Below are 25,219 nucleotides of genomic sequence, written 5' to 3' on the forward strand. Positions count from 1 at the left end.
ACGCTCACACGGTGCCGCACACATCGCTCAAGGAGACCCTCATGTCCGCGATCCCCGACAAGCCCGCCCTCGAAGGTCTCGAAGCGAAGTGGGACGAGGTCTGGTCCCGGGAGGGGACCTACCTGTTCGACCGCGCACGCGCCGCCGCTTCCGGCCGTGAGGGCGTCTACTCGATCGACACGCCGCCGCCCACGGCATCCGGCAGCCTCCACATCGGCCACGTGTTCTCCTATACGCACACCGACATCAAGGCACGCTTCGAGCGGATGCGGGGCAAGACGGTGTTCTACCCGATGGGCTGGGACGACAATGGCCTGCCCACCGAGCGGCGGGTGCAGAACTACTACGGCGTGCGCTGCGACCCCTCGCTCCCCTACGACCCCGACTTCACACCCCCGTTCGAGGGCGGCGACAACAAGTCCAGCCGCGCCGCCGATCAGAGGCCGATCAGCCGCCGCAACTTCATCGAGCTGTGCGAGAAGCTCACCGTCGAGGACGAGAAGCACTTCGAGGCGCTGTTCCGCCAGCTCGGCCTGAGCGTCGACTGGACCCAGACCTACCGCACCATCTCCGACGAGACGATCCGGCAGAGCCAGCTCGCCTTCCTGCGCAACCTGGAGCGCGGCGAGGCGTACCAGTCGCTCGCCCCCACGCTGTGGGACATCGACTTCCGCTCCGCGATCGCGCAGGCCGAGCTGGAGGACCGCGAGCAGCCGGCCTCGTTCCACCGTCTCGCCTTCCACAAGACCGACGGCTCCGGCGACATCCACATCGAGACCACCCGGCCCGAGCTGCTCGCCGCCTGCGTGGCCCTCGTCGCGCATCCGGACGACGAGCGCTACCAGCCGCACTTCGGCACCACTGTGCAGACCCCGCTGTTCGACGTCGAGGTTCCGGTGCTCGCGCACCACCTCGCGCAGCCGGACAAGGGCACCGGCATCGCCATGATCTGCACCTTCGGCGATGTCACCGACATCGTGTGGTGGCGCGAGCTGGACCTCCCCAACCGCACCATCCTCGGCCAGGACGGCCGCGTCCTCGCCGAGGCGCCGGAGGCGATCACGAGCGACGCGGGGCGGTCCGCGTACGCCGAACTGGCCGGGAAGACCGTGTTCAGCGCCCGCAAGCGGATCGTCGAGCTGCTCGAGGAGTCCGGTGAGCTGCTCGAAGTGTCCAAGCCGTTCCAGCACGCGGTGAAGTTCTACGAGAAAGGCGACCGCCCGCTCGAGATCGTCTCCACGCGCCAGTGGTACATCCGCAACGGCGCCCGCGACACCGACCTGCGCGACCGTCTCATCGAGAACGGCCGCGAGCTCACCTGGCACCCCGACTTCATGCGGGTGCGCTACGAGAACTGGGTCGGCGGCCTCACCGGCGACTGGCTCATCTCGCGACAGCGCTTCTTCGGCGTGCCGATCCCGGTCTGGTACGCGCTCGACGAGAACGGCGAGCGGGACTACGACCGGGTGCTCGTGCCGGACGCCGCGCAGCTGCCGATCGACCCGACCAGCGACGTGCCGGCCGGCTACACCGAGGACCAGCGCGGCAAGCCCGGCGGGTTCGACGGCGAGAAGGACATCTTCGACACCTGGGCGACGTCGTCGCTGACCCCGCAGCTCGCAGGCGGCTGGGAGCGCGACGAGGACCTCTGGGAGCTCGTGGCGCCGTTCGACCTGCGCCCGCAGGGTCAGGACATCATCCGCACCTGGCTGTTCTCGACGATGCTGCGCTCCACCCTGGAGGACGGCCGGTCGCCGTGGCGCAACGCGGCGATCTCCGGCTTCATCGTGGACCCGGACCGCAAGAAGATGTCGAAGTCGAAGGGCAACGTGGTCACCCCCGCCGACATCCTCGACAAGCACGGGTCGGACGCTGTGCGCTACTGGTCCGCGTCGAGCCGGCTGGGCATGGACGCCGCCTTCGACCCGCAGAACCCGACGCAGGTGAAGATCGGCCGGCGCCTGGCGATCAAGATCCTGAACGCCGCGAAGTTCGTGCTGTCCTTCCCGGTTCCGGAGGGGGCGCAGATCACGCACGCCCTGGACGCGTCGATGCTCACCGCGCTGGACGGCGTGGTGCGTGAGGCGACGAAGGCGTACGAGAACTACGACCAGGCCCGCGCGCTCGAGGTGACCGAAGCGTTCTTCTGGACGTTCTGCGACGACTACCTCGAGCTCGTGAAGGAGCGCGCCTACAATCAGGCCGACGTGGGTCAGGCATCGGCCGCGCTGGCGCTGCGCCTGGCGCTGTCGACGCTGCTGAGGCTGCTCGCCCCGATCATCTCGTTCGCCACCGAGGAGGCGTGGTCGTGGTTCGAGGAGGGCTCGATCCACACCGCGTCCTGGCCGGAGCCGCTCGGCATCGAGGGCGACCCGACCGTGCTCGCCGCGACCAGCGCGGCGCTGATCGGCATCCGGCGTGCGAAGACCGAGGCCAAGGCTTCGCAGAAGACGCCGGTCGCGCGGGCGACGATCGCCGCGCCGGCGGCGACCATCGACGCCCTGCGCGCGGCGGTCGACGATCTGCGCGCCGTGGGCCGCATCGCGCACCTCGAGTTCGCGGATGCCGAGGAGCTGACCGTGACGCAGATCGAGCTCGCCCCGGTGGAGGTGTGATGCAGCTCGGAACGCGCTGGGCCGCGGGGGCGGAGCCGCCCGCATCCGTTCCCGCGGCGCTGCGCCCCGCGATCGCCGAGGTCGAGGCGAAGGGCCTCGGCGGGCACTGGACGCTCACGTGGCTCGAGGGCCGCCCGATCGCCGAGCTGGATGCCGGGTGGGAGGTCCTCCTCACTGCATCCGGCGACGTCATCGCCCGTCCCTTCGAGGACTGACCCCGGGGTCGTCGAGCGATGTCGGCGGGAGGATCCCGCATCCCTCAGCGGCTTCCGCGATGCGTTTTGCTCCCGGCGGCACCGGCCATCAACGTCGCCGGGAGCTTCCCGCATCCCGCAGCGCCTCCCCGGTGCGATTTCCTCCCCGCGGCGGACGACGCGACCGCCCGCGCGTCAGCGCGGCCGCGATCCGATCGCCAGCAGCGCGATGTCCAGCGCCCGCGGGTCCTGCCGGCGCGCCCGCTGCTCGCGCAGCAGGTCGGCGGCGAGCTCGCGGCGCTCGGCGCGGGCGGCGATGCGCCGCTCGACGTACCGGGAGAGTGCCGAGGCGATGCGCTGCAGTGTCCGTTCCAGCGGAGTCGGCGCCGCGAGATATGGAGATGCGGTGATCATGGCATCCTGATGGCGGAGCTGCGCCCGATTCGCCTCGCGGAAGCCATCCCGAGCTCGCACACCGCTCCCTGAGGAGGACTCATGACCGCATTGCCCGCCGGCCCGTTCGGGCCCGCCGATCGGATCGACCTGACCGCGACGCCTCTCGCCGTCGTCCGGCGCGCCGGTCTGCGGGTCGACGACCTCACCGAGGCGTTCGATGCAGGGTACGGGGCGCTCGGCCGGCTCATCGCGGACGGCCGGGTGGTGCCGGCCGGTCCTGCGATGGCGATCTACCGCGGCGACCCGATGGGCGTCTTCGACCTGGAGATCGGCTTCCCTCTGCGCACGCCGCTCGCGGATGCGGTGGATGCCGGTGGCGCGGAGACCGTGCATCCGTCGGAGCTGCCTCAGGGACCGGCGTTCGCGACCACGGCGGTCGGCCCGTACGACCAGCTCGGATCGGCGTGGGGCGCACTGGTGCAGCGCGCCGCCGACCAGGGCGCCGCACCGGCGGGCATCTGGATCGAGAGCTACGTCTCGGACCCCAGCGACACTCCCGCCGACCGTCTCCGCACCGACCTCATCATGCCGCTGCGACCCTGACCCAGGCCGGTCGGGCGCGCGGTCAGGCGCTCGTGCGCTTGCGCTCGATGACGAGGTGGCAGCTCACTGTGCGAGCGGCGCCCGATCTGCGGATGAGAACTCTCTCATCCGCGCACGCGGCGCGGCCGACTCGGCCAGACTGGAGCCATGGCACGCTGGGCGTACCTCTCCCTCCCGGTCGGCGCCGTGCTCCTGCTCGGGGCGTGGTGGGCGGCGGACCGGGGCTTCGGCGAGCCGGAGCCGGATCTCGGACCGGCGATCACGCTCACCCCCGCGCCATCCATGACCCCGTCGGCACCTCCCCCGGCCCCCGGCGATCCGGCGCCCGGCGATCCGGCGCCCGGCGGGCAATCCCCGGGCGACACCGCGCCCGTCGGCCCGGCGCAGACCGTGCCGCCCGCTCCGCCGCAGGATGCCGGAGGCGACGACGACGACGGCCGGGAGCCGGACCAGGACGACGGCGACGACGATGACTCCGCGGAGTGACGGGCGCCGTGCGCTGACCGTGCGCACGCGGATCCTCGCCTGGACGCTCCTCGTCGTCGCGATCGCGCTGTGCGCCATCGTCCTGGTGACCGCGAGGACACTGTTCACCCGCATCGAAGCGACGCGGCGGCCGAGCTCGGCCACGAGGCCGCCAAGCTGCGCGCCTTCGCGGAAGGAGCCGACCCCGCGACGGGCGCCGGCTTCACGGATGCGCGGACCCTGCTCACCCGGTACCTCGCGCACAACGTGCCCGAGCAGCACGAGACGTTCTTCAGCGTCGTGGACGGCCGGGCCGATCGGCGCAGCGGCACCGCCCCACCGGCCCGGCTGGACACCGACGACACCCTGATCCGCACCGCGGCCGATGCCGAGCGGCCGGTGTGGGGCCGTGAGGAGACGCCGGCCGGCCCCGTCATGTACGCCGCCCTGCCCGTCCGGATCGACGGGGACTCCTCCCGCGGGGTGCTCGTGGTCGCCGAATTCCTCGGCCCCGCGCAGGCGCGCACCTGGTCGACCGTGCTCACCATGGCTGCGGCCGGACTGATCGCGCTCGCGATCGCGGCCGCGGTCGGCTGGTTCGTCGCCGGACGTGCTCTCACCCCCATCCGGGAGGTGCGCGAGACGGCGGCCCGCATCGACGGCAGCGACCTCACCCGGCGCATCGAGGTGGTCGGTTCCGACGACGCGGCCCAGCTCGCGCAGACGTTCAACCGGATGCTGGACCGCGTGCAGGCCGCGTTCGACGGGCAGCGCCGATTCCTCGATGATGCCGGACACGAACTGCGCACCCCGATTACGGTGATCCGCGGGCATCTCGAGCTGATGGGCGACGACCCGCAGGAGCGTGCGCAGACCCTCCGGCTCGTCACCGACGAACTTGAGCGGATGTCCCGTCTCGTCGACGAGCTGATCCTGCTCGCCCGCAGCGAGAGCCCCGGATTCCTCACCACCACTGCCGTCGACCTCACCGATCTCGTGGTGGAGACCCTGGCGAAGGCATCCGCGATGGCGCCGCGCGTGTGGGCGCTCGATGCGGTGCCGGAGGGCGCCATCCGCGCGGACGGGCAGCGCCTCACCCAGGCGCTGCTCCAGCTCGCCGCCAACGCCGTCGCCCACACCGGCGAGGAGGACACCATCGCCCTCGGCGGCGAGGCCGGCCCGGCACGCGTGCGGCTGTGGGTGCGCGACACCGGCCCCGGCATCCCCGAGACCGACCAGGAGCGGATCTTCGAGAGGTTCGCTCGCGGACCCGGGCCGCACCACGGGCCGGGCAGCGGCCTGGGCCTGGCGATCGTCACACGGATCGCGGAGGCGCACGGTGGCGAGGTGCATGTGCGCTCCCGTCCGGGCGAGGGTGCCGTCTTCACCCTGGACCTGCCGAGAAGGGAGCCCGCACCGTGAACCGCATCCTCATCGCCGAGGACGAGGAGCGCATCGCCTCCTTCGTGGAGAAGGGCCTGCGCGCGAACGGATTCCGCTGCGAGACGGTCACGGACGGCGGGTCCGCGGTGGAGTTCGCCCGGAGTGGCGGCTTCGACCTGATGGTGCTCGACATCGGCCTGCCGGGCCTCGACGGGTTCAGCGTGCTGCGCCAGCTGCGCTCGGAGCGCGTGGATCTGCCGATCATCATCCTCACCGCGCGCGACGCCGTGGAGGACACCGTGGCGGGGCTGTCCGGCGGCGCCGACGACTACATGCGCAAGCCGTTCGCGTTCGACGAGCTGCTCGCGCGGATCCGGCTGCGGCTGGCATCCGCCGCGCCGGCCGAGGCGGTCGTGCTGCGCTCCGGTGAGCTGTCCCTGGATCTCCGCACCCGCCGCGCGGTTGCCGACGGCCGCAGCGTCGACCTGACCGCGCGGGAGTTCGCGCTGCTCGAGACCTTCCTGCGGCATCCGGAGGAGGTGCTCTCGCGGCAGCAGCTGCTGAGCCGGGTGTGGGAGTTCGATTTCGACCCGGGATCGAACGTCGTCGACGTCTACATCCGGTACCTGCGGGGCAAGATCGGGGCCGAGCGGATCGAGACGGTGCGCGGCGCGGGTTACCGTCTGCGCTGCATGTGAACTCTCTCTCATCCAGTGCTCACGAGGACCTCATCGCGGCCGGTGAGCATCGAAGGATCGTCACGAAGGAGTCCGCCATGTCCCTGCTCGTCCCGATCCTGACCGATCTCGTCGCGATCGTCCTCCTCGCCTACGCGCTGTATTTCCGGCGGCACCGGCGACGCGACCTGCTGCTGTCCTACGTCGCGCTGAATGTCGGTGTGCTCGCAGTGACCATCGCGATGAGCTCGGTCCCGGTGAGCGTCGGCCTCGGCATGGGGCTGTTCGGCATCCTGTCGATCATCCGGCTGCGCTCCGATCAGATCACGCAGCAGGAGATCGCGTACTACTTCGTCGCCCTCGCCCTCGGTCTGCTGGCGGGGCTCCGGCCCGCGCCGGAGTGGATGACCCCCGCGCTGTCGGCGCTCATGCTCGGGGTGATGCTGGTCGCGGACAGTCGATGGACCGCCGCGCGGACCCGTCATCACACGCTCGTGCTGGACCGGGCGTACACCGACGAGCGTCAGCTGACCGACGCCGTCACCCGGCTGCTCGACGCCTCGGTGCTGCGCGTGGAGGTACGGGACCTCGATCTGGTCCGGGACACCACGCTCGTCGATGTCCGCTATCGCGTCCGCGCCGCGCGGCCGGCATCCGTCCGAGGCGGCACCGGGAGCCGGCCCGCCATCGCGCGAACGGAGCGGATGCCGGAGGAGGCGCTCGCGTGATCCTCGCCGAGGTGCTGGGCGCCCTGCCGCCGATCTCGCTGCCGGAGCTGAACGCGCAGGCGGCGCTGATGAACCGGGTGGATCGGAAGTACTTCGTCCCGAGGGACACGCTCGCCGAGCTCATCGCCGCCCTGGGGACCGAGGCCCGCATCCTGCGCATCGCCGGGCGGAACCGCTTCCGCTACTGGACTGTGTACCTCGACACCGAGCGGTTCGACTTCTTCCGCCAGCATGTTCAACGGCGCCGGCACCGCTTCAAGGTGCGCACCCGCACCTACTGCGACTCCGGCGGGGACGTGCTCGAGGTGAAGACGAAGGGAGCCAGGGATCTCACGGTCAAGCATCGGATCGCGTGGGACCCCGCGGTGCCGTGGCAGCAGGACGAAGCGGGGCAGGCGTTCGTGAGCAGGATCACCGGAATGGATGCCGCGCAGCTGCGACCCGTGCTGCACACCCTGTACCGCCGCTCGACCCTGGTGCTCGGCGACCAGCGGATCACCCTCGACGCCGACCTCGAGTTCGGCACGGCGGAGCGGCGCATCACCGGCCCTGACGACATCCTGGTCGAGACCAAGACGCCGGCGGGCGCGTCCGACCTGGACCGGATGCTGGTGCGCGCGGGCATCCGCCCCCACCGTGTGAGCAAGTACTGCCTAGCCGCGTCGATCCTGTACCCGCAGCTGCCCGGCAACGACTGGGCCCGCCTCCGCCGCACCTATTGGAGCCTTCTGCCGCCTACGCTCGATCCGCCGCCGCCCGTCGACCAGGAGACGCGGTGACCGCATCGCCGGCCGGCCCGTTCGGGCCCGCCGATCCGGGGTCAGGCGCTCTTGCGCTTGCGCTCGAGGACGACGGTCGGGGGCGCCCCTTCGTCGACGGATGCCTTGGTCACGATGACCTTGGCGACGTCATCGGCGGACGGGATCTCGAACATGATCGGGCCGAGGACGTCCTCGAGGATGGCGCGAAGGCCGCGCGCGCCGGTCTTGCGGGCGACCGCGAGGTCGGCGATCGAGCGCAGCGCGTCCTCCTCGAACTCCAGCTGCACGCCGTCGAGCTCGAACATCCGCTGGTACTGCTTGACCAGGGCGTTGCGCGGGCCGGTGAGGATGTCGATCAGGGCGTCCTGGTCGAGCGGGGTCACCGAAGCGACGACCGGAAGGCGGCCGATGAACTCGGGGATGAGGCCGAACTTGTGCAGGTCCTCCGGCAGCACCTCGCTGAACAGGTCGAGGTCCTTGCCCTTGTCGTGCAACGGTGCCCCGAAGCCGACGCCATGCTTGCCCACCCGCGACGACACGATGTCCTCGAGCCCGGCGAAGGCCCCGGCGACGATGAACAGCACGTTCGTGGTGTCGATCTGCAGGAACTCCTGGTGCGGGTGCTTCCGTCCGCCCTGCGGGGGGACCGAAGCCACGGTGCCCTCGAGGATCTTCAGCAGCGCCTGCTGCACGCCCTCCCCGGAGACGTCGCGGGTGATCGACGGGTTCTCCGCCTTGCGGGCGATCTTGTCGACCTCGTCGATGTAGATGATGCCCGTCTCGGCGCGCTTGACGTCGTAGTCGGCCGCCTGGATGAGCTTGAGCAGGATGTTCTCGACGTCCTCACCGACGTACCCCGCCTCGGTGAGCGCAGTGGCGTCGGCGACGGCGAACGGCACGTTCAGCCGCTTCGCGAGCGTCTGCGCCAGGTAGGTCTTGCCGCACCCGGTCGGGCCGATGAGCAGGATGTTGCTCTTCGCGATCTCGACCTCGTTGGCCTTCTGCTCGGCGGGCACCAGCGTGCCGCGGGCGCGGACGCGCTTGTAGTGGTTGTAGACGGCGACTGACAGCGCGCGCTTGGCGGCCTCCTGGCCGACGACGTACTCCTCGAGGAAGGCGTAGATCTCACGCGGCTTGGGGAGGTCGAAGTCCGCGATGGGGCCGTCGCCGGCCTCCGCCATCCGCTCCTCGATGATCTCGTTGCACAACTCGACGCACTCGTCGCAGATGTACACGCCGGGACCGGCGATCAGCTGCTGCACCTGCTTCTGGCTCTTTCCGCAGAATGAGCACTTGAACATGTCGGCGCTCTCACCGATGCGTGCCATGCCCGTCCTCCTCAACGATTCTGAGATCGTCCTTCGAGCCTAATCGCTGCATCGGACACCGGGGCGGATTGGCGCGCCCCGGTGTCCGCGGACGGGGAGTCGAGCGGCTTCCCCGCATCCGCCTCACACCATGCTCTTGGTGTGCCACACCGTCTTCGTCTCCACGAACGCCGTGATCCGCTGCGGGGAGGCGTCCACGTCGGCGGTGCCGGCGACAGGCGGCAGCACCCGCTTCAGCGTGTCCGCCGCGGCGATCTCGAGGTCGACCCAGTCCAGTTCCCCCGCCCCGGCGAGGTCCAGGGCGTTGACGTCGGCATGCGAGGCCAGCCAGGGCGCGATCTCCGCCGGCGAGCCGGTGAGCACGTTCACCACTCCCCCGGGCACGTCGCTGGTGGCGAGCACCTCGGCCAGGCTGATGGCCGACAGCGGGAACCGTTCGCTGGCGATCGCGACCACCGTGTTCCCCGCCACCAGGGCCGGCGCGACGACCGCGACCAGTCCGAGCAGCGCGGTGTCCTGCGGGGCGACGATCGCCACCACGCCGGTCGGCTCGGGCACCGAGATGTTGAAGTAGGGACCGGCGACCGGGTTCGCGTTGCCGGCCACCTGGGCGTACTTGTCGCACCATCCGGCGTACCAGACCCACAGGTCGATCGCGGCGTCCACCTGGGCGGCCGCCGCCGCGGCGGACACGCCTTCCTGCGCGGTGATCTCGTCGATGAACTGCGCTCGGCGCCCCTCCAGGATCTCCGCGACCCGGTACAGCACCTGCCCGCGGTTGTACGCGGTCGCAGCGGACCAGCCCTTCACCGCCGCGCGGGCGGCGACCACGGCGTCACGGGCATCCTTCCGCGAGGCCTTCGCGGCGTTCGCGAGGAACGCCCCCTTGGCGGTGCGCACCTCGAAGGTGCGGCCGGACTCGCTGCGCGGGAACGCCCCGCCGATGGCGAGCTTGTACGTCTTCGGCACACTCAGTCGCGCGGTCATGCGGATGCTCCCTTCTTCGCGGAACGGGTTCGGCGCGTCTCGTCTCGCTTCGCTCGCTCGACGACCGGGGTGGCGGCCCTCTTCGCGCGTTCGAGGACCGGGGTCCCGGCCGGCGCGGCGCCCTTCAGGTAGGCGGTCAGCCCGTGACGGCCGCCCTCGCGCCCGTACCCGGACTCCTTGTAGCCGCCGAACGGGCTCGCCGGGTCGAACCGGTTGAACGTGTTCGCCCAGACCACGCCCGCGCGCAGCCGGTCCGCGACCGCGAGGATGCGGGAGCCCTTGTCCGACCAGATCCCCGCGGAAAGGCCGTAGGGGGTGTTGTTCGCCTTCGCGACCGCCTCCGCCGGGGTGCGGAAGGTGAGCACGGACAGCACCGGGCCGAACACCTCGTCGCGCGCGATCCGGTGCGAGGCCTCGACGCCGGTGAAGATCGTCGGCGCGAACCAGAACCCCTTCTCCGGGATCACGCAGTCCGCGGTCCAGCGCTGCGCGCCCTCCGCCTCGCCGATGTCGCTCAGCTCGCGGATGCGGGCGAGCTGCTCGGCGGAGTTGATCGCCCCGATGTCGGTGTTCTTGTCCAGCGGATCGCCGAGGCGCAGAGTGGACAGGCGGTGCTTCAGCCGGTCGAGGACCTCGTCGTGGATCGACTCCTGCACCAGCAGCCGGCTGCCCGCGCAGCACACGTGACCCTGGTTGAAGAAGATGCCGTTGACGATGCCCTCCACCGCCTGGTCGATCGGCGCGTCGTCGAAGACGATGTTCGCCGCCTTGCCGCCCAGCTCGAGCGTCACCTTCTTGGGGGTGCCGGCCACGGCCTTGGCGATGTCGCGCCCGACCGCGGTCGACCCGGTGAACGCGACCTTGTCGACGTCCGGATGCCGCACCACGGCCGCACCGGTCGCGCCCGCGCCGGTGACGATGTTCACGACGCCCGCGGGCAGGTCGGCCTGCTGCAGGATCTCGGCGAAGATCAGTGCGGTCAGCGGCGTCGTCTCCGCCGGCTTCAGCACCACCGTGTTCCCGGCGGCCAGAGCGGGGGCGACCTTCCACGCCAGCATCAGCAGCGGGAAGTTCCAGGGGATGACCTGGCCCGCCACGCCGAGGGCGCGCGGGTTGGCGCCGAGGCCCGCATAGTCGAGCTTGTCGGCCCAGCCGGCGTAGTAGAAGAACCACGATGCGACCAGGGGCACGTCGACGTCGCGGCTCTCCTTGATCGGCTTGCCGTTGTCGAGGCTCTCGGCGACGGCGAGCTCACGGGAGCGCTCCTGCACCAGCCGGGCGATGCGGAACAGGTACTTCCCGCGATCGCGCCCGCTCATCTTCGACCACACCCGGTCGTAGGCGCGGCGGGCCGCGGCGACCGCGCGGTCCACGTCCGCCTCGCTCGCACCGGCGATCTCGGCGATGCGGCTCTCGTCCGACGGCGAGATGGTGAGGAAGCTGGGACCCGTGCCGTCGACGAACTCGCCGTCGATGAACAGTCCGTAGCTGTCGCGGAGGTTGAGGATCGCCTTCGACTCGGGGGCCGGAGCGTATTCCAGGAACGACATGTCCGTGATCCTTGTCAGTCGATGGTGAGGTAGTCGGGGCCGGAGTAGTGGCCGGTGGTGATCTTCTGGCGCTGCAGCAGCACGTCGTTGAGCAGGCTCGACGCGCCGAAGCGGAACAGGTGCGGCTGCAGCCATTCCTCGCCCGCGGTCTCGGCGACGGTCACGAGGTACTTGATCGCGTCCTTGGACGAGCGGATGCCGCCTGCGGGCTTCACGCCGATCCGCTCGCCGGTGAACCGGTGCCAGTCGCGGACGGTCTCGAGCATCAGCAGCGTGGTCGGCAGCGTCGCGGCGGGCTGCACCTTGCCGGTGGAGGTCTTGATGAAGTCGCCGCCGGCGAGGATCGACAGCCACGAGGCGCGCTTGATGTTGTCGTACGTGTTCAGCTCGCCGGTCTCCATGATCACCTTGAGGGACGCGTAGGTGCCGTCCGGCCGGCGGCACGCCTCCTTCACCCGGGCGATCTGGTCGAACACGAGGCCGTAGCGGCCCTCCAGGAACGCGCCGCGGTCGATCACCATGTCGATCTCGTCGGCGCCGGCGGCGACGGCATCCGCGGTGTCGGCGAGCTTGATGTCCAGCGACGCACGGCCCGACGGGAAGGCGGTGGCGACGGCCGCCACCGCGATGAGACCGTCGTCCGGGTCGCCGTGCAGCGCCCCGAGGGCTTCGACCGCGTGCCCCACCATGTCCCCGTACACGCAGACCGCCGCCACGCGCGGGCAGCTGGGGTCCGAGGCATCCGGCGTCTTCGCCTTTGAGACGAGCGAGCGCACCTTGCCTGCGGTGTCGGCGCCCTCCAGGGTGGTGAGGTCGATCAGCGAGATGATCCTGTCCAGCGCCCACGCCTTCGAGGTCGTCTTGATGGAGCGCGTGCCGAGTGCGGCCGCGCGCTGCTCCAGGCCCACGGCGTCGACGCCGGGGAGACCGTGCAGGAACCGCCGCAGGGTCGCGTCGTCGGGCTCACCGCCCAGCACGTCGACCACGCCGCGGCGGGTGAGTTCCTTGGTCGTCATCGTTCCTCCAGCAGTGCTCGGGCGGTGTTCTCGTCGGTGATGATCGCGGTGCACAGGCCGTTGCTGACGACTGTACGCGCGATGTCGTGCTTCGCGGCCCCCGCGGTGACGAACACCGCACGGCGGGCCGCGCGCAGGCGGTCCAGGTCGATGCCGACCGTGCGGGCGTCGAGGGCGGGGTCGACGATGTTGCCGTCGGCGTCGACATACCGGCCCAGCAGGTCCCCGACGGCGCCGCGACGGGCGAGCTCGGCGACGTCCTCCGCGGTGAGGTAGCCGTGCTCGACGTGCGCGGAGGTGCGGTCGGCGGGACCGGCCGAGAAGAGGAAGGCGTCGGCGTGGGCGGCCTGATCGAGGATGGCCGCGACGGTGCGGTCCGCTTCGATGGCCCGTTTGGTCTCGACGCGCTCCAGGATCGCGGGGCTCGGCAGCAGCACCACCTGTCCGGATGCCCGCTGAGCGATGGTCGCGGCGAGGCTCGCGGCCCCGCCGGAGCGCCGGTTGAGGCTCACTCCCCCGTTCGCCTGCACGACGGTGACGCCGTTCGCCCAGCCGTACGGCAGCGCCTCGGCGACCGCGGTCAAGGTGCGGCCCCAGCTCACGGCGAGGGTGCGCGGCACGGGACGCGACGCGGCGAGGTGGTCGGCGGCGGCCTGGGCGACGCGCGCCAGTTCGTCGTCCTCGGAGGCCGGCACCACCACGGCATCCGTCAGAGCGAAGCGGTCCGACAGCTCGCGCTCGAGCCCGAGGCGACGCGCCCGCGGATGCACGATCTCGATCCGCACGATCCCGCGCTCCCGCGCCTGGGTGAGCAGCCGTCCCGCCTTCCACCGTGAGATGCCGAGCAGGGCGCCGATCTCGTCCTGGGTCTTGCCCTCGTCGTAGTAGAGCTCGGCCACGCGCACCGAGAGCAGCTCGTCGTCCACGGCTTCCTCCTTCCCCTCCAGGGTAGGAGGAATCCGGCACACGCGCATGGCGATGCTCAGATGAGCAGCGGATGCCTGTGGTGGTGCGCATCTGCGGCGGGGACGACGAAGGGCGGCCCCGGCGAACCGGGACCGCCCTTCGCGGGAACGCAGCGCTCAGGCGCGCTTGCGGCTGGTCAGCACCTGGTCGACGATGCCATAGGCGCGGGCGTCCTCGGCCGAGAGGATCTTGTCGCGGTCGATGTCGCGGTTGACCTCCTCGGCGGTCTTGTGCGTGTGCTTGGCCAGGGTCTCCTCCAGCCAGGTGCGCATGCGCATGATCTCCGCGGCCTGGATCTCGATGTCGGATGCCTGGCCGTGCCCGGCCTCGCCCATCGCCGGCTGGTGGATCAGCACGCGGGCGTTCGGCAGCGCCAGTCGCTTGCCCGGCGTGCCGGCGGCCAGCAGCACGGCCGCCGCCGACGCCGCTTGCCCGAGCACCACGGTCTGGATCTGCGGCGCCACGTACTGCATGGTGTCGTAGATCGCGGTCATCGCCGTGAACGAGCCGCCGGGAGAGTTGATGTACATCGTGATGTCACGCTCGGAGTCCTGGCTCTCCAGGACGAGCAGCTGGGCCATGACGTCGTCCGCGGAGGCGTCGTCGACCTGCACGCCGAGGAAGATCACGCGGTCCTCGAACAGCTTGTTGTAGGGGTCCTGGCGCTTGAAGCCGTAGGCCGTGCGCTCCTCGAACTGGGGAAGGATGTACCGGCTCTGGGGAAGGTTCCCGGCGGCGCGGAAGGTGGGTGTGTACATGTAGGTCCTCTCCTGCCTCAGTTCGCCGCCGCCGTGCCGCCGCCGCCGGACACGTCGCGGGCGTGCTCGCGGATGTGGTCGACGAAGCCGTACTCGAGCGCCTCCTCGGCGGTGAACCAGCGGTCGCGGTCGCCGTCGGCGTTGATCTGCTCCACGGTCTTGCCGGTCTGGGCGGCGGTGATCTCGGCGAGGCGCTTCTTCATCGAGAGGATGAGCTGCGCCTGCGTCTGGATGTCGCTCGCGGTGCCGCCGAAGCCGCCGTGCGGCTGGTGCAGCAGCACGCGGGCGTTCGGCGTGATGTACCGCTTGCCCTTGGTGCCGCTGGTCAGCAGCAGCTGGCCCATCGAGGCCGCCATGCCGATGCCGACCGTGACGATGTCGTTCGGCACGAACTGCATGGTGTCGTAGATGGCCATGCCCGCGGTGATCGAGCCGCCGGGCGAGTTGATGTAGAGGTAGATGTCCTTCTCGGGGTCCTCTGCGGCGAGAAGGAGGATCTTCGCGCAGATCTCGTTGGCGTTCTCATCGCGCACCTCGGATCCGAGCCAGATGATGCGGTCCTTCAGCAGCCTGTCGAAGACACTCGTCGCGACGAGGGGTTCTGCAGCCATGTCAGCTCCTGTTTCCGTGTTTCGGTGATTCGAATCTACCGGCGACAACACGGACGGCCGGTCGTGTTCGCCGTCGGCATATCAGCGTGGCGGACGGAGCTCCCGGGCGTATCCGGTCACGGACCGCGTGTACCGCGGCAGGTGGGGTGCAAGGGCCTCCAGGGCGACGGAAGCCGCGGCCAGCGGATCCCCCGCGGAGGCGAGCGCGAGGGCGTAGAACGCGGATGCCGCATCCGCGAGCGGACCGCCGCGTTCGCGCTCCGCCGCCAGCAGCTCGAGGCTCTCGGCGACGCGGCCGAGGTTGCGCAGCGTGCTCGCCAGCTGGATCACGGCCTGCGCGCGCAGGTCTTCGGGCAGGCCGAGATCGAGCGCGCCGAGATCGAGCGCGCGACGGTAGAGCGGCTCCGTCTCGGACTCCAGGCCCGCCGAATCGCGGGCGCCCGCGCGTTCGAACGCCGCGTGCGCCTCGTCCGGGGCCTCGGCCGCGAGGGCATCGATGCGCGCGATGCGCTCGAGGTCGGTCAGCGCGTCGTCTGCCCAGATCGCGTCGATCCGCTGCTGCCAGTCCGGCACGGGTCCTTCCGGGAACGGGGAAGGGCGGATGCCGCAGCATCCGCCCTTCCGTGAATGATCCGCGATCACTCGGCCTTGTCGGCCTCGTCCTTCTTCGCGGCGGCCTTCTTCGCCGGAGCCTTCTTCGCCGGAGCCTTCTTCGCGGGCTTCTCCTCCGCCTTCTCGGCGTCGGCGGCCTCGTCCTTCTTCGCGGCGGCCTTCTTCGCCGGAGCCTTCTTCGCCGGAGCCTTCTTCGCGGGCTTCTCCTCGGCCTTCTCGGCGTCGGCGGCCTCGGCGTCCGCGGCCTCGTCCTCGGCCTCATCGATGTCGCCGATGAACTCGGACAGGTCGACGTCCTTGCCGGCGGTGTCGACGACCTTCACCTTGCTGAGCGCGACCGCGAGCGCCTTGTTGCGGGCGACCTCGCCGATCAGCGCGGGCAGCTGGTTGGCCGACTGCAGCGCCTCGACGAACTCCTGCGGCGCCATGCCGTACTGCGCGGCGGACTGGATCAGGTACTGGCTGAGCTCCTCCTGCGACACCTGCACCTTGGCGTCCTCGGCGATCGCGTCGAGCAGCACCTGGGTGCGGAACTGCTTCTCGCTGGCCTCGGTGACCTCGGCACGGTGCTCGTCGTCCTCGAGACGGCCCTCGCCCTCGAGGTGGCTGTGCACCTCGTCCTCGATGAGCTGGGGCGGCACCGGGATCTCGATCTGCTCGAGAAGGGTCTCGATGAGCTTGTCGCGGGCGGCGGCGCCCTGGGCGAAGACGCCCTGCTGGGCGACGCGCTCGGCGAGGCTGGCGCGCAGCTCGGCGAGGGTGTCGAACTCGCTGGCCATCTGCGCGAAGTCGTCGTCGGCCTCGGGGAGGTCGCGCTCCTTGACGGCCTTGACGGTGACGGAGACCTCGGCCTCCTCGCCGGCGTGGTCGCCGCCGACGAGCTTGGAGCGGAACGTGGTCTGCTCGCCTGCGGTGAGGGACTCGATCGCCTCGTCGATGCCCTCGAGCAGCTCACCCGAGCCCACCTCGTAGGAGACGCCGTCGGCGCGGTCGATCTCGGCGCCGTCGATCGACGCGGTCAGGTCGAGCTCGACGAAGTCGCCCTTGGCGGCCGGGCGGTCGACCGGGATCAGCGTGCCGAAGCGCGCGCGCAGGCGGTCCAGCTCGGCGTCGACCGCCGCCTCGTCGGCCTCGACGGCGTCGACGGTGACGGTGATGTCCGACAGGTCGGGGAGCTCGATCTCCGGGCGGACGTCGACCTCGATGTCGACGAGCAGGTCGCCCGAGAAGTCCTTCTCGCTCGGCCACTGCGTGATGTCAGCGGTGGGACGGCCGACCATGCGCACGTTGTGCTCGGCGGCTGCGGCACGGAAGAAGCCGTCGAGGCCCTCGTTCACGGCGTGCTCGATCACGGCGCCGCGGCCGATGCGCTGGTCGATGATCGGCGCGGGGACCTTGCCCTTGCGGAAGCCCGGGATCTGCACGTCGCGGGCGATGTGCTCGTAGGCGTGCTGGATGCTGGGCTTGAGGTCCTCGGGGGTGACCGTGATGCTGAGCTTCACCCGAGTCGGGGACAGCTTCTCGACGGTGCTGTTGGCCATGCTGGTGTGTTCTCCTTGTGGTTTCCGCGCAGACGACGCGGTCGTGAAGTCTGGATTCCGTGGTGGGTCTGGATTCCGTGGTCGGGGCGACAGGATTTGAACCTGCGACCTCCCGCTCCCAAAGCGGGCGCTCTACCAAGCTGAGCTACGCCCCGGTGAACCCGCGCGCACGGGAACGGCCTCCACGAGTCTAACGGACGGGAGGCCGCGCCCCGTCCGCTATGCTTGATCGGTCGGCCGGCAGACGGCCGGCGCCGGATTCCGGTCCGGGGGCGTAGCTCAATGGTAGAGCCCCAGTCTTCCAAACTGGTGGTGCGGGTTCGATTCCCGTCGCCCCCTCTGATGTGCAAAGGCCCCGCCGCACGGCGGGGCCTTTGCACATCAGGATCGAAGACGTTCCACAGCCGCCGCGTCCCAAATCGGCTGCCCGTTTATGCAGTCCCGGCAAATCCGGTTCGCCTCCTCGCGATATACCAATACGCTGACCCGACTCGGTGCGCATCACCCGAGTGATTCGGAAGGGGGATGCTCCATGGAGCACCGGACTGCCGCGGGGGCGGCACTGACATCCACTCGACGACGCAAGGTTCTCGCCGTCCTCGCCGGCGGCCTCGTGCTCGGCGTCGGCGCGGCCGTGACGCTCGCGGCGTGGAACGACTCGGAGTTCGCGACCGGCACGTTCACCGCCGGCTCGTTCAACCTCGAGGGGTCGACGACAGGGCGCTTCAACGCGTCCTACGGCGACCACAACGTCGACAACGGCGACGCCGCCGCGAGCCTGGTCTTCCAGCTGCCCGAGACCGCCGCCGCGATGTCGCCCGGCGACGTCGTGTACGCGCCGTTCTGGGTGCGCCTGGACGAGACGACCACGAACGACGCCACGCTCGTGCCGGACGGGACCACTGCCGGCACCGGCGGCAACGAGGCGAACCTCTCGTACACGGTGCGCGCCATCGCCCCCGCCGCGACCTGCGACGCGACCGCTGCCGGCACGCTCATCGCCTCCGGGAGCACGCTGAGCGCGCAGACGGGGGCGACCTCGGTGCCGCTGACCAAGGGGGCCGCCGCGGGTGCGCCCGGGACCGCCGTGCAGCTCTGCTTCGCGGTGACGGCCGGCGAGGGCATCACTCAGGGCGCCTCGGCGACCGCGACGTGGAAGTTCACCGCCACCTCGACCGCGGACTGACATGACACGCACCCGCAGAGGCCGGCGGGAGGCGAGGCGGCTGCGCTTCCGCCGCATCCAGGCGCTCCTCGCGGGCGGCCTGGTGCTCGGTGTGGGTGCCGCGGCCACGCTCGCGGCGTGGAACGACACCGAGCATGGCAGCGCGACCTTCACGGCCGGCCGCCTTGGTCGTCTGGGCCTTCTGGCCGCGCGGTCCGGCGCGGGCTCGTCCTCGGAGCGACGGGAACGGGGCGTCGGCATGAGAGCGGCACGGGTGCTCGCCGGTGCCGCGGTCGTCGCGGCGCTCCTGTCCCCCACGCCCGCGTGGGCGGCGCCGGCGACCGAAGTGGTGCAGGGCGACGTGCTGCGCCTCGTCTCGGTGGCGGACTGGGATGCCGCCTCCCGGCTGGTGCCCGGCCGCCCCGTGCACTGGGACGTGACGGTGAGCGCGGACGCGCCGGACCCCGGGACGGTGCTGATCGGCGTCAGCGCGGCCGGCGACGCCGCACTCACCGTCGCCGTGCACCGCTGCGAAGCCGCGTGGGGGATCAGCGGATGCCCGGCCGGCGCGCTGCCGATCCGGACCGAGTGGCGGGTTCCGCTCGACGGCGCCGAGGTGCCGCTGACCCGGATCCGCGACGACGAGGTCGCCCGCCTGCGGCTCACCGTCGCCCTGGTATCCGGAAGCGGCGGCAGCACCCGGCTGCGCGTGCACGCGCACGGCGCCGGGGAGTCCGCCGCGATCGCCCCAGGCGGCGACCTCGCCGTCACCGGCCCACCCCCGCTCGCTCCCTGGGCGCTCGGCGGCGGCGCGCTGCTCCTCGCAGGGCTGGCGCTGCTCGTCCTGCGGCGGCCGGACCGCGGAGGCCGCTCATGAAGCGCGGTCTTCCCGCCGCGGTGGCGGGTCTCGTGCTCCTCGCCTTCTCGGCATCCGGCGCGCAGGCCGCGGCCCGCACGGAGGTGACGGATGCCGCGTTCACGGATGCCGAGCACGCGGCCTCGGCGACGTTCACCGCGCTGAACGTGCCGGAGCCGGTGAGCTCGCGCTCGCCGGGCTGCGTGACGGATCCCGGGCTCCTCGCGCTCGCGCCGACCATCACCATCTCCTGGCGGGTGCCGTCCGGCGTCGCCGGGTACACGCAGGCGAACGCCGAGTACGGCCTGACGCGAACGGGCCCCCGAGGTTCCTCGGGGGCCCGTTCCGATGCTCGATCAGCGGGGCGTCAGGCCTGCCCTCGCCGCGCGCGCAGCTGGTTCAGCGCATCCTGGAGGAGCTGCTCGGCCTCCTCCTCGGTGCGACGCTCCTTCACGTACGCGAGGTGCGTCTTGTACGGCTCGGCCTTCGCCAGCGCCGGCGGATTGTCCTTGTCCCGCCCGGCCGGGAGGCCCGAGTGCGGGTGGTCGATGACGTCCGGGATCTCCTCCTCGGGCAGGCCGGCCGCGAAGTAGCGGACGGTCTCGTTGCCCAGGGCATCCCAATACGACACCGCGATGCGGTCGGCGTGATAGCCGTGGTCCTGCTCGCCCATCGGCCCGGAGCCGACTCGGGTGCCGCGGATCGCGTTCCCTCCGGTGGCCATCAGATCACCTGGAACTTCGTGATGAGCCCGAGGGCGACGATGGACACGAACCACAGCAGCGCGAGCACCACCGTGAACCGGTTCAGGTTCCGCTCGGCGAGGCCGGACGAGCCGACCGCCGCGGACATGCCGCCGCCGAACATGTCCGACAGCCCGCCGCCGCGGCCTTTGTGGAGAAGGATGAGGAGGGTCAGCAGGACGCTGGTGATGCCCAGCAGCACCTGCAGCACGAACTCAAGAACTGGCACGAGTGAAAGCCTTTCGACCGGGCCGTTCGGCCCGCGTAACGGTCAAGTATACGGGGCGGCGGGGCCGGAGCCCCGCCGCACACTCAGACGCCGACGTGCTTCTCGAAGCGGACGATGGCCGCGAAATCGTCGACCACGAGGCTGGCTCCTCCGACGAGAGCGCCGTCCACATCGGGCTCGCGCATGAACGAGGCGATGTTCGCGGCCTTCACGGATCCGCCGTAGAGGATGCGGGTGCGTGCCGCGGCATCCTCGTCGAGCACCGAGGCGATGACCTTCCGCAGCGCGGCGCAGACCTCCTGGGCCTGCTGCGGGGTCGCCGCCTGACCGGACCCGATCGCCCACACCGGCTCGTACGCCACGACGATGTCCGCGGAGGCGGGCACACCCTGGAGGGCGGCCTCGAGCTGTGCCGCCGGGACGGCGCTCGCGCCGTGCTTCTCCAGGTCCTCCGCCGTCTCGCCGACGCAGATGACCGGCACCAGGCCGTGCTTCAGCGCGGCCTTGACCTTCGCGTTGACGACCTCGTCGGTCTCCCGGTGGTACTCGCGGCGCTCGGAGTGCCCGATGATGACGTACTTCACGTCGAGCTTCGCGAGGAACGCACCGGAGACCTCGCCGGTGTACGCGCCCGAGTCGTGCGCGGACAGGTCCTGCGCGCCGAGCGCGAACGGGATCTTGTCGGCGTCGATGAGCGTCTGCACGCTGCGGATGTCGGTGAAAGGCGGGAACACCGCCACCTCCACCGAGCCGTCCTCATGCCCCGCCTCTTTGAGCGTCCAGTGCAGCTTCTGCACCGTGGCGACCGCCTGCAGGTGGTCGAGGTTCATCTTCCAGTTGCCCGCGATCAGCGGGACGCGGCTGCTCACTGCCATCCGAGGACCTCCAGTCCGGGGAGCTTCTTGCCTTCCAGGAACTCGAGGCTGGCCCCTCCGCCCGTCGAGATGTGTCCGAACTCGTCGTCCGCGAAGCCGAGCTGGCGCACGGCTGCCGCGGAGTCGCCGCCGCCGACGACGGCCAGGCCGTCGACCTCGGTGAGGGCCTTCGCGACCGCCTTCGTGCCCGCCGCGAAGGCGGGGAACTCGAACACGCCCATCGGGCCGTTCCAGAACACCGTCTTCGAGTCGCGGATCGCGTCGGCGAAGCGGGCGGCGGTCTCCGGGCCGATGTCCAGGCCGATGCCGGAGGCACCGAACGAGCTCTGCTCGATGGCATCCGCGGCGACCACCTCGTGCTCGGCATCCGCGGCGAACGCCGACGCGACCACGACGTCGGTGGGGAGCACGAGCTCCACGCCGCGCTCCTTCGCCTCCGCGATGTAGCCGCGCACGGTCTCCAGCTGGTCCTGCTCGAGGAGGCTGGATGCCACGGCGTGGCCCTCCGCCGCGAGGAAGGTGAACAGCATGCCGCCGCCGATCAGGAGCCGGTCGACCCGCGGCAGCAGGTGCGAGATGACGCCGAGCTTGTCGCTGACCTTCGATCCGCCGAGCACGACCGTGTACGGGCGCTCCGGCTTCTCGGTGAGCCGGTCGAGCACGTCCAGCTCGGCGGCGATCAGCAGTCCAGCAGCGGACGGCAGCAGCTGCGCGAGGTCGTAGACGCTCGCCTGCTTGCGGTGCACCACGCCGAACCCGTCGGAGACGAGCGCGTCGCCGAGCTCGGCCAGCTGTGCCGCGAAGGCCTGTCGCTCGCCGTCGTCCTTCGACGTCTCGCCGGGGTTGAACCGCAGGTTCTCGAGCACGACGACGTCGCCGTCCTCGAGCGCGGCGACCGCCTCGCGCGCGGACTCGCCGACCGTGTCACGGGCGAAGGCGACCGGCTTGCCGAGCAGCTCGGACAGTCGCTGCGCGACCGGCGCAAGGCTGTACTGCGGGTCGGGCGCGCCGTCGGGCCGGCCGAGGTGCGAGCACACGATGACGCGGGCTCCCGCGTTGATGAGGGCGTTCAGGGTCGGCAGGGAGGCGCGGACACGTCCATCGTCCGTGATGACCCCGTCCCGCAGCGGGACGTTGAGGTCACAGCGGACGATGACGCGCTTGCCCTCCAGCGACCCGGCGTCTCCCGTCAGGGATTCAAGGGTTCGCAGGCTCATAGCGTACGGCTCAGAGACGCTCGGCGACGTACTCGGTGAGGTCGACCAGGCGGTTCGAGTAGCCCCACTCGTTGTCGTACCAGGCGGACAGCTTGACCTGGTTGCCCAGGACGCGCAGCAGTCCGGCGTCGAAGATCGAGGAGTACGGGTCGGTGACGATGTCGCTCGAGACGATGTCGTCCTCGGTGTACTTCAGGATGCCCTTGAGCGGGCCCTCCGCGGCGGCCTTGTACGCGGCCTTCACCTCGTCGGCGGTGACCGGGCGCGAGGTGGTGACGGTGAGGTCGGTGATCGACCCGGTGGGGACGGGCACGCGCAGCGCGAAGCCGTCGAGCTTGCCCTTGAGCTCGGGCAGGACCAGGCCGATGGCCTTGGCCGCGCCGGTCGAGGTCGGGACGATGTTGATCGCCGCGGCGCGGGCGCGGCGGAGGTCCTTGTGCGGGCCGTCCTGCAGGTTCTGGTCGGCGGTGTAGGCGTGGACCGTGGTCATCAGGCCGTTCTCGATGCCGAAGGCGTCGTTGAAGACCTTCGCCAGCGGGGCGAGGCAGTTCGTGGTGCACGAGGCGTTGGAGATGATGTTGTGCTTCTCCGGGTCGTAGGTGTCCTCGTTCACGCCCATCACGAAGGTGGCGTCCTCGCCGGTGGCGGGTGCGGAGATGAGCACCTTCTTGGCGCCGGCCTCGATGTGCTTGCGCGCGGCATCCGCGTTGGTGAAGAAGCCGGTGGACTCGATCACGATGTCGACGCCGAGCTCGCCCCACGGCAGGTTGGCGGGGTCGCGCTCCGCGAAGGCCTTGATGACCTTGCCGTCGACGGTGATGCTCTCCTCGTCGTAGGTCACGTCGGCATCCAGGCGCCCGGTCACGGAGTCGTACTTGAGGAGGTGCGCCAGCGTCTTGTTGTCAGTGAGGTCGTTGACCGCGACGATGTCGAGGTCCGCACCCTGTGCGAGTGCGGCGCGGAAGTAGTTGCGTCCGATACGACCGAAGCCGTTGATACCGATCTTGACAGACACTCAGATTCTCCTGTGTCTCGTGCGCGAGATGCGCGTTCTATTCAGGGGGATATATGGACAACGGCGTCCCGACGGGCGGTGGCCCGTCGGGACGCCCGTCTTGTTTATGACAGTACCAGCAGGCCCGAGGTCTTCTCGCGGGCTGTTTCGAACCGCTGAGCGACGTTCTGCCAGTTGGCGATGTTCCACGCCGCCTTGACGTAATCCGCCTTGACGTTCAGGTAGTCGAGGTAGAACGCGTGCTCCCACATGTCCAGCTGGAACAGGGGGATGGTGCCCTGCGCGGTGTTCGACTGCTGGTCGAACAGCTGCTGGATGATCAGGCGCGCACCGATCGGGTCCCAGCTGAGCACGGCCCAGCCCGAGCCCTGGATGCCCGTGGCGGCGGCGGTGAAGTGCGCCTGAAACTTCTCGAAGGAGCCGAAGAACTCGTCGATCGCGGCCTTGAGCTCGCCCTCGGGCTGCCCGCCGCCCTCCGGCGACAGGTTGGTCCAGAAGATCGAGTGGTTGACGTGGCCGCCGAGGTTGAACGCGAGGTCCTTCTCGAGCTTGTTCACGTTCGCCAGGTTGCCGCTCTCGCGGGCCTCGGCGAGCTGTTCGAGGGCGGTGTTGGCGCCTGCGACGTACGCGGCGTGGTGCTTGTCATGGTGCAGTTCCATGATCTTCGCGCTGATGTGCGGCTCGAGCGCCGCGTAGTCGTACGGAAGGTCCGGGAGCGTGTATGTCGCCATGTCGATATCATCCAATCCGCGCCGCGCCCGCGGCGCTTGCGATCGTCTGCGAGCCGAAGTGCTTCGCAGAGCGGTCTTCTCACATCCTAGTGACGGCAACGCGGGAGGGAAGGGGTTCCTTCCCCGTGTGACGGGATCGGCCGGGCGGATCAGTCGTCGAGGCCGGCGGGCACGGCGGCCTCGGTGCCGGGGATGCCCTCCTGCTGCGCGCGCTTGTCCGCCATGGCGAGCAGGCGGCGGATGCGGCCGGCCACGGCGTCCTTGGTGAGCGGCGGGTCGGCGTGGTGGCCGAGCTCGTCGAGGCTGGCGTCGCGGTGCGCGAGGCGCAGGTTGCCGGCCATCCGCAGGTGCTCGGGGACGTCGTCGCCGAGGATCTCGAGGGCGCGCTCCACGCGGGCGCAGGCCGCGACGGCGGCCTGGGCGGAGCGGCGCAGGTTCGCGTCGTCGAAGTTCACCAGCCGGTTCACGCCGGCGCGCACCTCGCGGCGCTGGCGCATCTCCTCCCAGGCGGCGGCGGTGCGGCGGGCGCCCATGATGCTGAGGATCGCGCGGATGGCCTCGCCCTCGCGCACGACGACGCGCGGCAGACCGCGCACTTCGCGGGCCTTGGCGGTCACGCCGAGGCGGTGCGCGGCGCCGACGAGGGCCATCGCAGCCTCGCCGGACGGGCAGGAGACCTCGAGCACGGCCGAGCGGCCCGGCTCGCTCAGCGAACCGGCGGCGAGGAACGCGCCACGCCAGATGCCCGCGAGCTCCTCGCGCGAGCCGGTGGTGAGCCGGTTCGGCAGACCGCGGACCGGACGACGGCGCGGGTCGAGCAGACCGGTCTGACGCGCCAGGGTCTCCCCTGCACCGATCACCCGCACGGCCCAGCGCGCGCCCTCGTTCGCGGCGCCCGGCGTGGATCCGCCGGACTTCACCTGGGCGATCTCCGGGCGCACGCCGTAGATCTCGGCGAGATCGCGCGCGACCCGCCGCGCCAGCGTCTCGGCATCCACCTCGGCCTCGACCGCCACGCGCCCCGCGATGGAGTGCAGGCCGCCGGCGAACCGGAGGATGGTGGTCACCTCCGCGACGCGCACCGTCGGGGGTGCGTTGCGGATGCTGACCAGTTCTGCCTTGACGTCGGTGGTTAGTGCCACGGAACTCCCTCACGCTTGCGCGTCGGATCGCGACGCAAGGGAATAGCCTACAAGG

27 protein-coding genes and 2 tRNA genes are annotated in these 25,219 nt (G+C 70.7%); 11 read left to right on the top strand and 18 right to left on the bottom strand.

The genetic code is table 11. From position 1 onward, the window contains the following. Positions 1-41 precede the first annotated feature (41 nt). Both valS and JSY13_RS07505 read left to right on the top strand, forming a co-directional pair. Positions 42-2,615 (top strand): valine--tRNA ligase, encoded by a 2,574-nt coding sequence (valS, locus tag JSY13_RS07500; protein WP_259606110.1) that lies wholly within the window; start codon positions 42-44, stop codon positions 2,613-2,615. Continuing rightward, positions 2,615-2,830 carry a hypothetical protein gene (locus JSY13_RS07505; RefSeq protein ID WP_259606111.1) on the top strand — a complete coding sequence of 72 codons (216 nt, stop codon included), beginning with the start codon at positions 2,615-2,617 and terminating at the stop codon, positions 2,828-2,830. Before valS ends, JSY13_RS07505 begins: the two co-directional genes overlap by 1 nt. Before the next feature lie 174 nt (positions 2,831-3,004). Here the strand turns inward: JSY13_RS07505 and JSY13_RS07510 are convergent, their stop codons facing one another. Continuing rightward, the gene (locus tag JSY13_RS07510) at positions 3,005-3,223 is read right to left on the bottom strand and encodes a hypothetical protein (protein WP_259606112.1); all 219 of its coding nucleotides are present in this window, start codon (positions 3,221-3,223) and stop codon (positions 3,005-3,007) included. Between the two features lie 81 nt (positions 3,224-3,304). Here JSY13_RS07510 and JSY13_RS07515 point away from each other — a divergent pair, with 81 nt between their 5' ends. From JSY13_RS07515 to JSY13_RS07540, 6 genes are all read left to right on the top strand, one after another. Continuing rightward, complete coding sequence (locus tag JSY13_RS07515; RefSeq protein WP_259606113.1) at positions 3,305-3,808, top strand: GyrI-like domain-containing protein; 504 nt, start codon at positions 3,305-3,307, stop codon at positions 3,806-3,808. A gap of 147 nt (positions 3,809-3,955) precedes the next feature. Then, positions 3,956-4,294, top strand: a complete 339-nt coding sequence (locus JSY13_RS07520; protein ID WP_259606114.1) for a hypothetical protein — start codon at positions 3,956-3,958, stop codon at positions 4,292-4,294. A 69-nt stretch (positions 4,295-4,363) separates the two neighbouring features. Next, entirely contained in the window at positions 4,364-5,695 is a 1,332-nt protein-coding gene (locus tag JSY13_RS07525; protein WP_259606115.1) for a sensor histidine kinase, read from the top strand. After that, on the top strand, positions 5,692-6,354 hold the full coding sequence (locus tag JSY13_RS07530) for a response regulator transcription factor (protein WP_259606116.1): 663 nt from the start codon (positions 5,692-5,694) through the stop codon (positions 6,352-6,354). The genes JSY13_RS07525 and JSY13_RS07530 overlap by 4 nt, the downstream gene beginning before the upstream one ends. A 77-nt stretch (positions 6,355-6,431) precedes the next feature. Beyond that, positions 6,432-7,061, top strand: a complete 630-nt coding sequence (locus tag JSY13_RS07535) for a DUF4956 domain-containing protein (RefSeq protein ID WP_259606117.1) — start codon at positions 6,432-6,434, stop codon at positions 7,059-7,061. Continuing rightward, the gene (locus JSY13_RS07540; RefSeq protein ID WP_259606118.1) at positions 7,058-7,840 is read left to right on the top strand and encodes a polyphosphate polymerase domain-containing protein; all 783 of its coding nucleotides are present in this window, start codon (positions 7,058-7,060) and stop codon (positions 7,838-7,840) included. Before JSY13_RS07535 ends, JSY13_RS07540 begins: the two co-directional genes overlap by 4 nt. 41 nt (positions 7,841-7,881) lie before the next feature. Here JSY13_RS07540 and clpX read toward each other — a convergent pair whose 3' ends face one another. The 10 genes from clpX to JSY13_RS07590 all read right to left on the bottom strand — a co-directional run bounded on the left by clpX (position 7,882) and on the right by JSY13_RS07590 (position 17,346). Continuing rightward, positions 7,882-9,150, bottom strand: a complete 1,269-nt coding sequence (gene clpX, locus JSY13_RS07545; protein ID WP_259606119.1) for an ATP-dependent Clp protease ATP-binding subunit ClpX — start codon at positions 9,148-9,150, stop codon at positions 7,882-7,884. Positions 9,151-9,273: 123 nt separating this feature from the next. After that, a complete protein-coding gene (locus JSY13_RS07550) occupies positions 9,274-10,137 on the bottom strand; it encodes an aldehyde dehydrogenase family protein (protein WP_259606120.1) in 864 nt (287 codons plus the stop codon). Next, positions 10,134-11,687, bottom strand: coding sequence for an aldehyde dehydrogenase family protein (locus tag JSY13_RS07555; protein WP_259606121.1), 1,554 nt, complete (start codon positions 11,685-11,687; stop codon positions 10,134-10,136). Before JSY13_RS07555 ends, JSY13_RS07550 begins: the two co-directional genes overlap by 4 nt. A gap of 14 nt (positions 11,688-11,701) precedes the next feature. Further along, a complete protein-coding gene (gene deoC / locus JSY13_RS07560; protein WP_259606122.1) occupies positions 11,702-12,703 on the bottom strand; it encodes a deoxyribose-phosphate aldolase in 1,002 nt (333 codons plus the stop codon). After that, the gene (locus JSY13_RS07565; protein ID WP_259606123.1) at positions 12,700-13,629 is read right to left on the bottom strand and encodes a sugar-binding transcriptional regulator; all 930 of its coding nucleotides are present in this window, start codon (positions 13,627-13,629) and stop codon (positions 12,700-12,702) included. Before JSY13_RS07565 ends, deoC begins: the two co-directional genes overlap by 4 nt. A gap of 156 nt (positions 13,630-13,785) precedes the next feature. Continuing rightward, positions 13,786-14,427 carry an ATP-dependent Clp protease proteolytic subunit gene (locus JSY13_RS07570; RefSeq protein ID WP_259606124.1) on the bottom strand — a complete coding sequence of 214 codons (642 nt, stop codon included), beginning with the start codon at positions 14,425-14,427 and terminating at the stop codon, positions 13,786-13,788. 17 nt (positions 14,428-14,444) lie between these two features. After that, positions 14,445-15,038, bottom strand: coding sequence for an ATP-dependent Clp protease proteolytic subunit (locus JSY13_RS07575; protein WP_259606125.1), 594 nt, complete (start codon positions 15,036-15,038; stop codon positions 14,445-14,447). Positions 15,039-15,119: 81 nt separating this feature from the next. After that, positions 15,120-15,611, bottom strand: a complete 492-nt coding sequence (locus tag JSY13_RS07580; RefSeq protein WP_259606126.1) for a tetratricopeptide repeat protein — start codon at positions 15,609-15,611, stop codon at positions 15,120-15,122. 65 nt (positions 15,612-15,676) lie between these two features. Continuing rightward, on the bottom strand, positions 15,677-17,191 hold the full coding sequence (tig, locus tag JSY13_RS07585) for a trigger factor (RefSeq protein WP_259606127.1): 1,515 nt from the start codon (positions 17,189-17,191) through the stop codon (positions 15,677-15,679). 78 nt (positions 17,192-17,269) lie between these two features. Next, positions 17,270-17,346: transfer RNA gene (locus JSY13_RS07590), tRNA-Pro, on the bottom strand. Positions 17,347-17,459: 113 nt separating this feature from the next. On the opposite strand from JSY13_RS07590, the gene JSY13_RS07595 reads away from it, so the two are divergent. The 3 genes from JSY13_RS07595 to JSY13_RS12485 all read left to right on the top strand — a co-directional run bounded on the left by JSY13_RS07595 (position 17,460) and on the right by JSY13_RS12485 (position 19,233). Beyond that, positions 17,460-17,530 (top strand) — tRNA-Gly (locus JSY13_RS07595). A 193-nt stretch (positions 17,531-17,723) separates the two neighbouring features. Further along, positions 17,724-18,377 carry a SipW-dependent-type signal peptide-containing protein gene (locus JSY13_RS07600; protein WP_259606128.1) on the top strand — a complete coding sequence of 218 codons (654 nt, stop codon included), beginning with the start codon at positions 17,724-17,726 and terminating at the stop codon, positions 18,375-18,377. Position 18,378: 1 nt separating this feature from the next. After that, on the top strand, positions 18,379-19,233 hold the full coding sequence (locus tag JSY13_RS12485) for a SipW-dependent-type signal peptide-containing protein (RefSeq protein ID WP_272653260.1): 855 nt from the start codon (positions 18,379-18,381) through the stop codon (positions 19,231-19,233). A gap of 346 nt (positions 19,234-19,579) precedes the next feature. Here the strand turns inward: JSY13_RS12485 and JSY13_RS07610 are convergent, their stop codons facing one another. From JSY13_RS07610 to whiA, 7 genes are all read right to left on the bottom strand, one after another. Beyond that, positions 19,580-19,936 (bottom strand): RNA polymerase-binding protein RbpA, encoded by a 357-nt coding sequence (locus tag JSY13_RS07610; RefSeq protein ID WP_259606129.1) that lies wholly within the window; start codon positions 19,934-19,936, stop codon positions 19,580-19,582. Further along, positions 19,936-20,184 carry a preprotein translocase subunit SecG gene (gene secG / locus JSY13_RS07615; protein WP_259606130.1) on the bottom strand — a complete coding sequence of 83 codons (249 nt, stop codon included), beginning with the start codon at positions 20,182-20,184 and terminating at the stop codon, positions 19,936-19,938. Before secG ends, JSY13_RS07610 begins: the two co-directional genes overlap by 1 nt. An 83-nt stretch (positions 20,185-20,267) precedes the next feature. Beyond that, positions 20,268-21,059 (bottom strand): triose-phosphate isomerase, encoded by a 792-nt coding sequence (gene tpiA, locus JSY13_RS07620; RefSeq protein ID WP_259606131.1) that lies wholly within the window; start codon positions 21,057-21,059, stop codon positions 20,268-20,270. Continuing rightward, the gene (locus JSY13_RS07625) at positions 21,050-22,276 is read right to left on the bottom strand and encodes a phosphoglycerate kinase (protein ID WP_259606132.1); all 1,227 of its coding nucleotides are present in this window, start codon (positions 22,274-22,276) and stop codon (positions 21,050-21,052) included. The genes tpiA and JSY13_RS07625 overlap by 10 nt, the downstream gene beginning before the upstream one ends. A 10-nt stretch (positions 22,277-22,286) precedes the next feature. Continuing rightward, positions 22,287-23,291, bottom strand: coding sequence for a type I glyceraldehyde-3-phosphate dehydrogenase (gene gap, locus JSY13_RS07630; RefSeq protein WP_259606133.1), 1,005 nt, complete (start codon positions 23,289-23,291; stop codon positions 22,287-22,289). 104 nt (positions 23,292-23,395) lie between these two features. Continuing rightward, complete coding sequence (locus tag JSY13_RS07635; RefSeq protein ID WP_259606134.1) at positions 23,396-24,022, bottom strand: superoxide dismutase; 627 nt, start codon at positions 24,020-24,022, stop codon at positions 23,396-23,398. A gap of 149 nt (positions 24,023-24,171) precedes the next feature. Continuing rightward, positions 24,172-25,164: a DNA-binding protein WhiA gene (gene whiA, locus JSY13_RS07640; RefSeq protein WP_259606135.1), complete on the bottom strand. Its 993-nt coding sequence runs from the start codon at positions 25,162-25,164 to the stop codon at positions 24,172-24,174. Positions 25,165-25,219 lie beyond the last annotated feature (55 nt).

Origin of the sequence: Microbacterium neungamense, assembly GCF_024971095.1 — a bacterium.
GTDB classification, from domain to species: domain Bacteria; phylum Actinomycetota; class Actinomycetes; order Actinomycetales; family Microbacteriaceae; genus Microbacterium; species Microbacterium neungamense.

Coding starts and splice junctions, on each gene's coding strand:
- valS (WP_259606110.1), top strand. CDS start 42: ATGTCCGCGATCCCCGACAAGCCCGCCCTCGAAGGTCTCGAAGCGAAG.
- JSY13_RS07505 (WP_259606111.1), top strand. CDS start 2,615: ATGCAGCTCGGAACGCGCTGGGCCGCGGGGGCGGAGCCGCCCGCATCC.
- JSY13_RS07510 (WP_259606112.1), bottom strand. CDS start 3,223: ATGATCACCGCATCTCCATATCTCGCGGCGCCGACTCCGCTGGAACGG.
- JSY13_RS07515 (WP_259606113.1), top strand. CDS start 3,305: ATGACCGCATTGCCCGCCGGCCCGTTCGGGCCCGCCGATCGGATCGAC.
- JSY13_RS07520 (WP_259606114.1), top strand. CDS start 3,956: ATGGCACGCTGGGCGTACCTCTCCCTCCCGGTCGGCGCCGTGCTCCTG.
- JSY13_RS07535 (WP_259606117.1), top strand. CDS start 6,432: ATGTCCCTGCTCGTCCCGATCCTGACCGATCTCGTCGCGATCGTCCTC.
- clpX (WP_259606119.1), bottom strand. CDS start 9,150: ATGGCACGCATCGGTGAGAGCGCCGACATGTTCAAGTGCTCATTCTGC.
- JSY13_RS07550 (WP_259606120.1), bottom strand. CDS start 10,137: ATGACCGCGCGACTGAGTGTGCCGAAGACGTACAAGCTCGCCATCGGC.
- JSY13_RS07555 (WP_259606121.1), bottom strand. CDS start 11,687: ATGTCGTTCCTGGAATACGCTCCGGCCCCCGAGTCGAAGGCGATCCTC.
- deoC (WP_259606122.1), bottom strand. CDS start 12,703: ATGACGACCAAGGAACTCACCCGCCGCGGCGTGGTCGACGTGCTGGGC.
- JSY13_RS07570 (WP_259606124.1), bottom strand. CDS start 14,427: ATGTACACACCCACCTTCCGCGCCGCCGGGAACCTTCCCCAGAGCCGG.
- JSY13_RS07575 (WP_259606125.1), bottom strand. CDS start 15,038: ATGGCTGCAGAACCCCTCGTCGCGACGAGTGTCTTCGACAGGCTGCTG.
- tig (WP_259606127.1), bottom strand. CDS start 17,191: ATGGCCAACAGCACCGTCGAGAAGCTGTCCCCGACTCGGGTGAAGCTC.
- JSY13_RS07600 (WP_259606128.1), top strand. CDS start 17,724: ATGGAGCACCGGACTGCCGCGGGGGCGGCACTGACATCCACTCGACGA.
- JSY13_RS12485 (WP_272653260.1), top strand. CDS start 18,379: ATGACACGCACCCGCAGAGGCCGGCGGGAGGCGAGGCGGCTGCGCTTC.
- JSY13_RS07610 (WP_259606129.1), bottom strand. CDS start 19,936: ATGGCCACCGGAGGGAACGCGATCCGCGGCACCCGAGTCGGCTCCGGG.
- tpiA (WP_259606131.1), bottom strand. CDS start 21,059: ATGGCAGTGAGCAGCCGCGTCCCGCTGATCGCGGGCAACTGGAAGATG.
- JSY13_RS07625 (WP_259606132.1), bottom strand. CDS start 22,276: ATGAGCCTGCGAACCCTTGAATCCCTGACGGGAGACGCCGGGTCGCTG.
- JSY13_RS07635 (WP_259606134.1), bottom strand. CDS start 24,022: ATGGCGACATACACGCTCCCGGACCTTCCGTACGACTACGCGGCGCTC.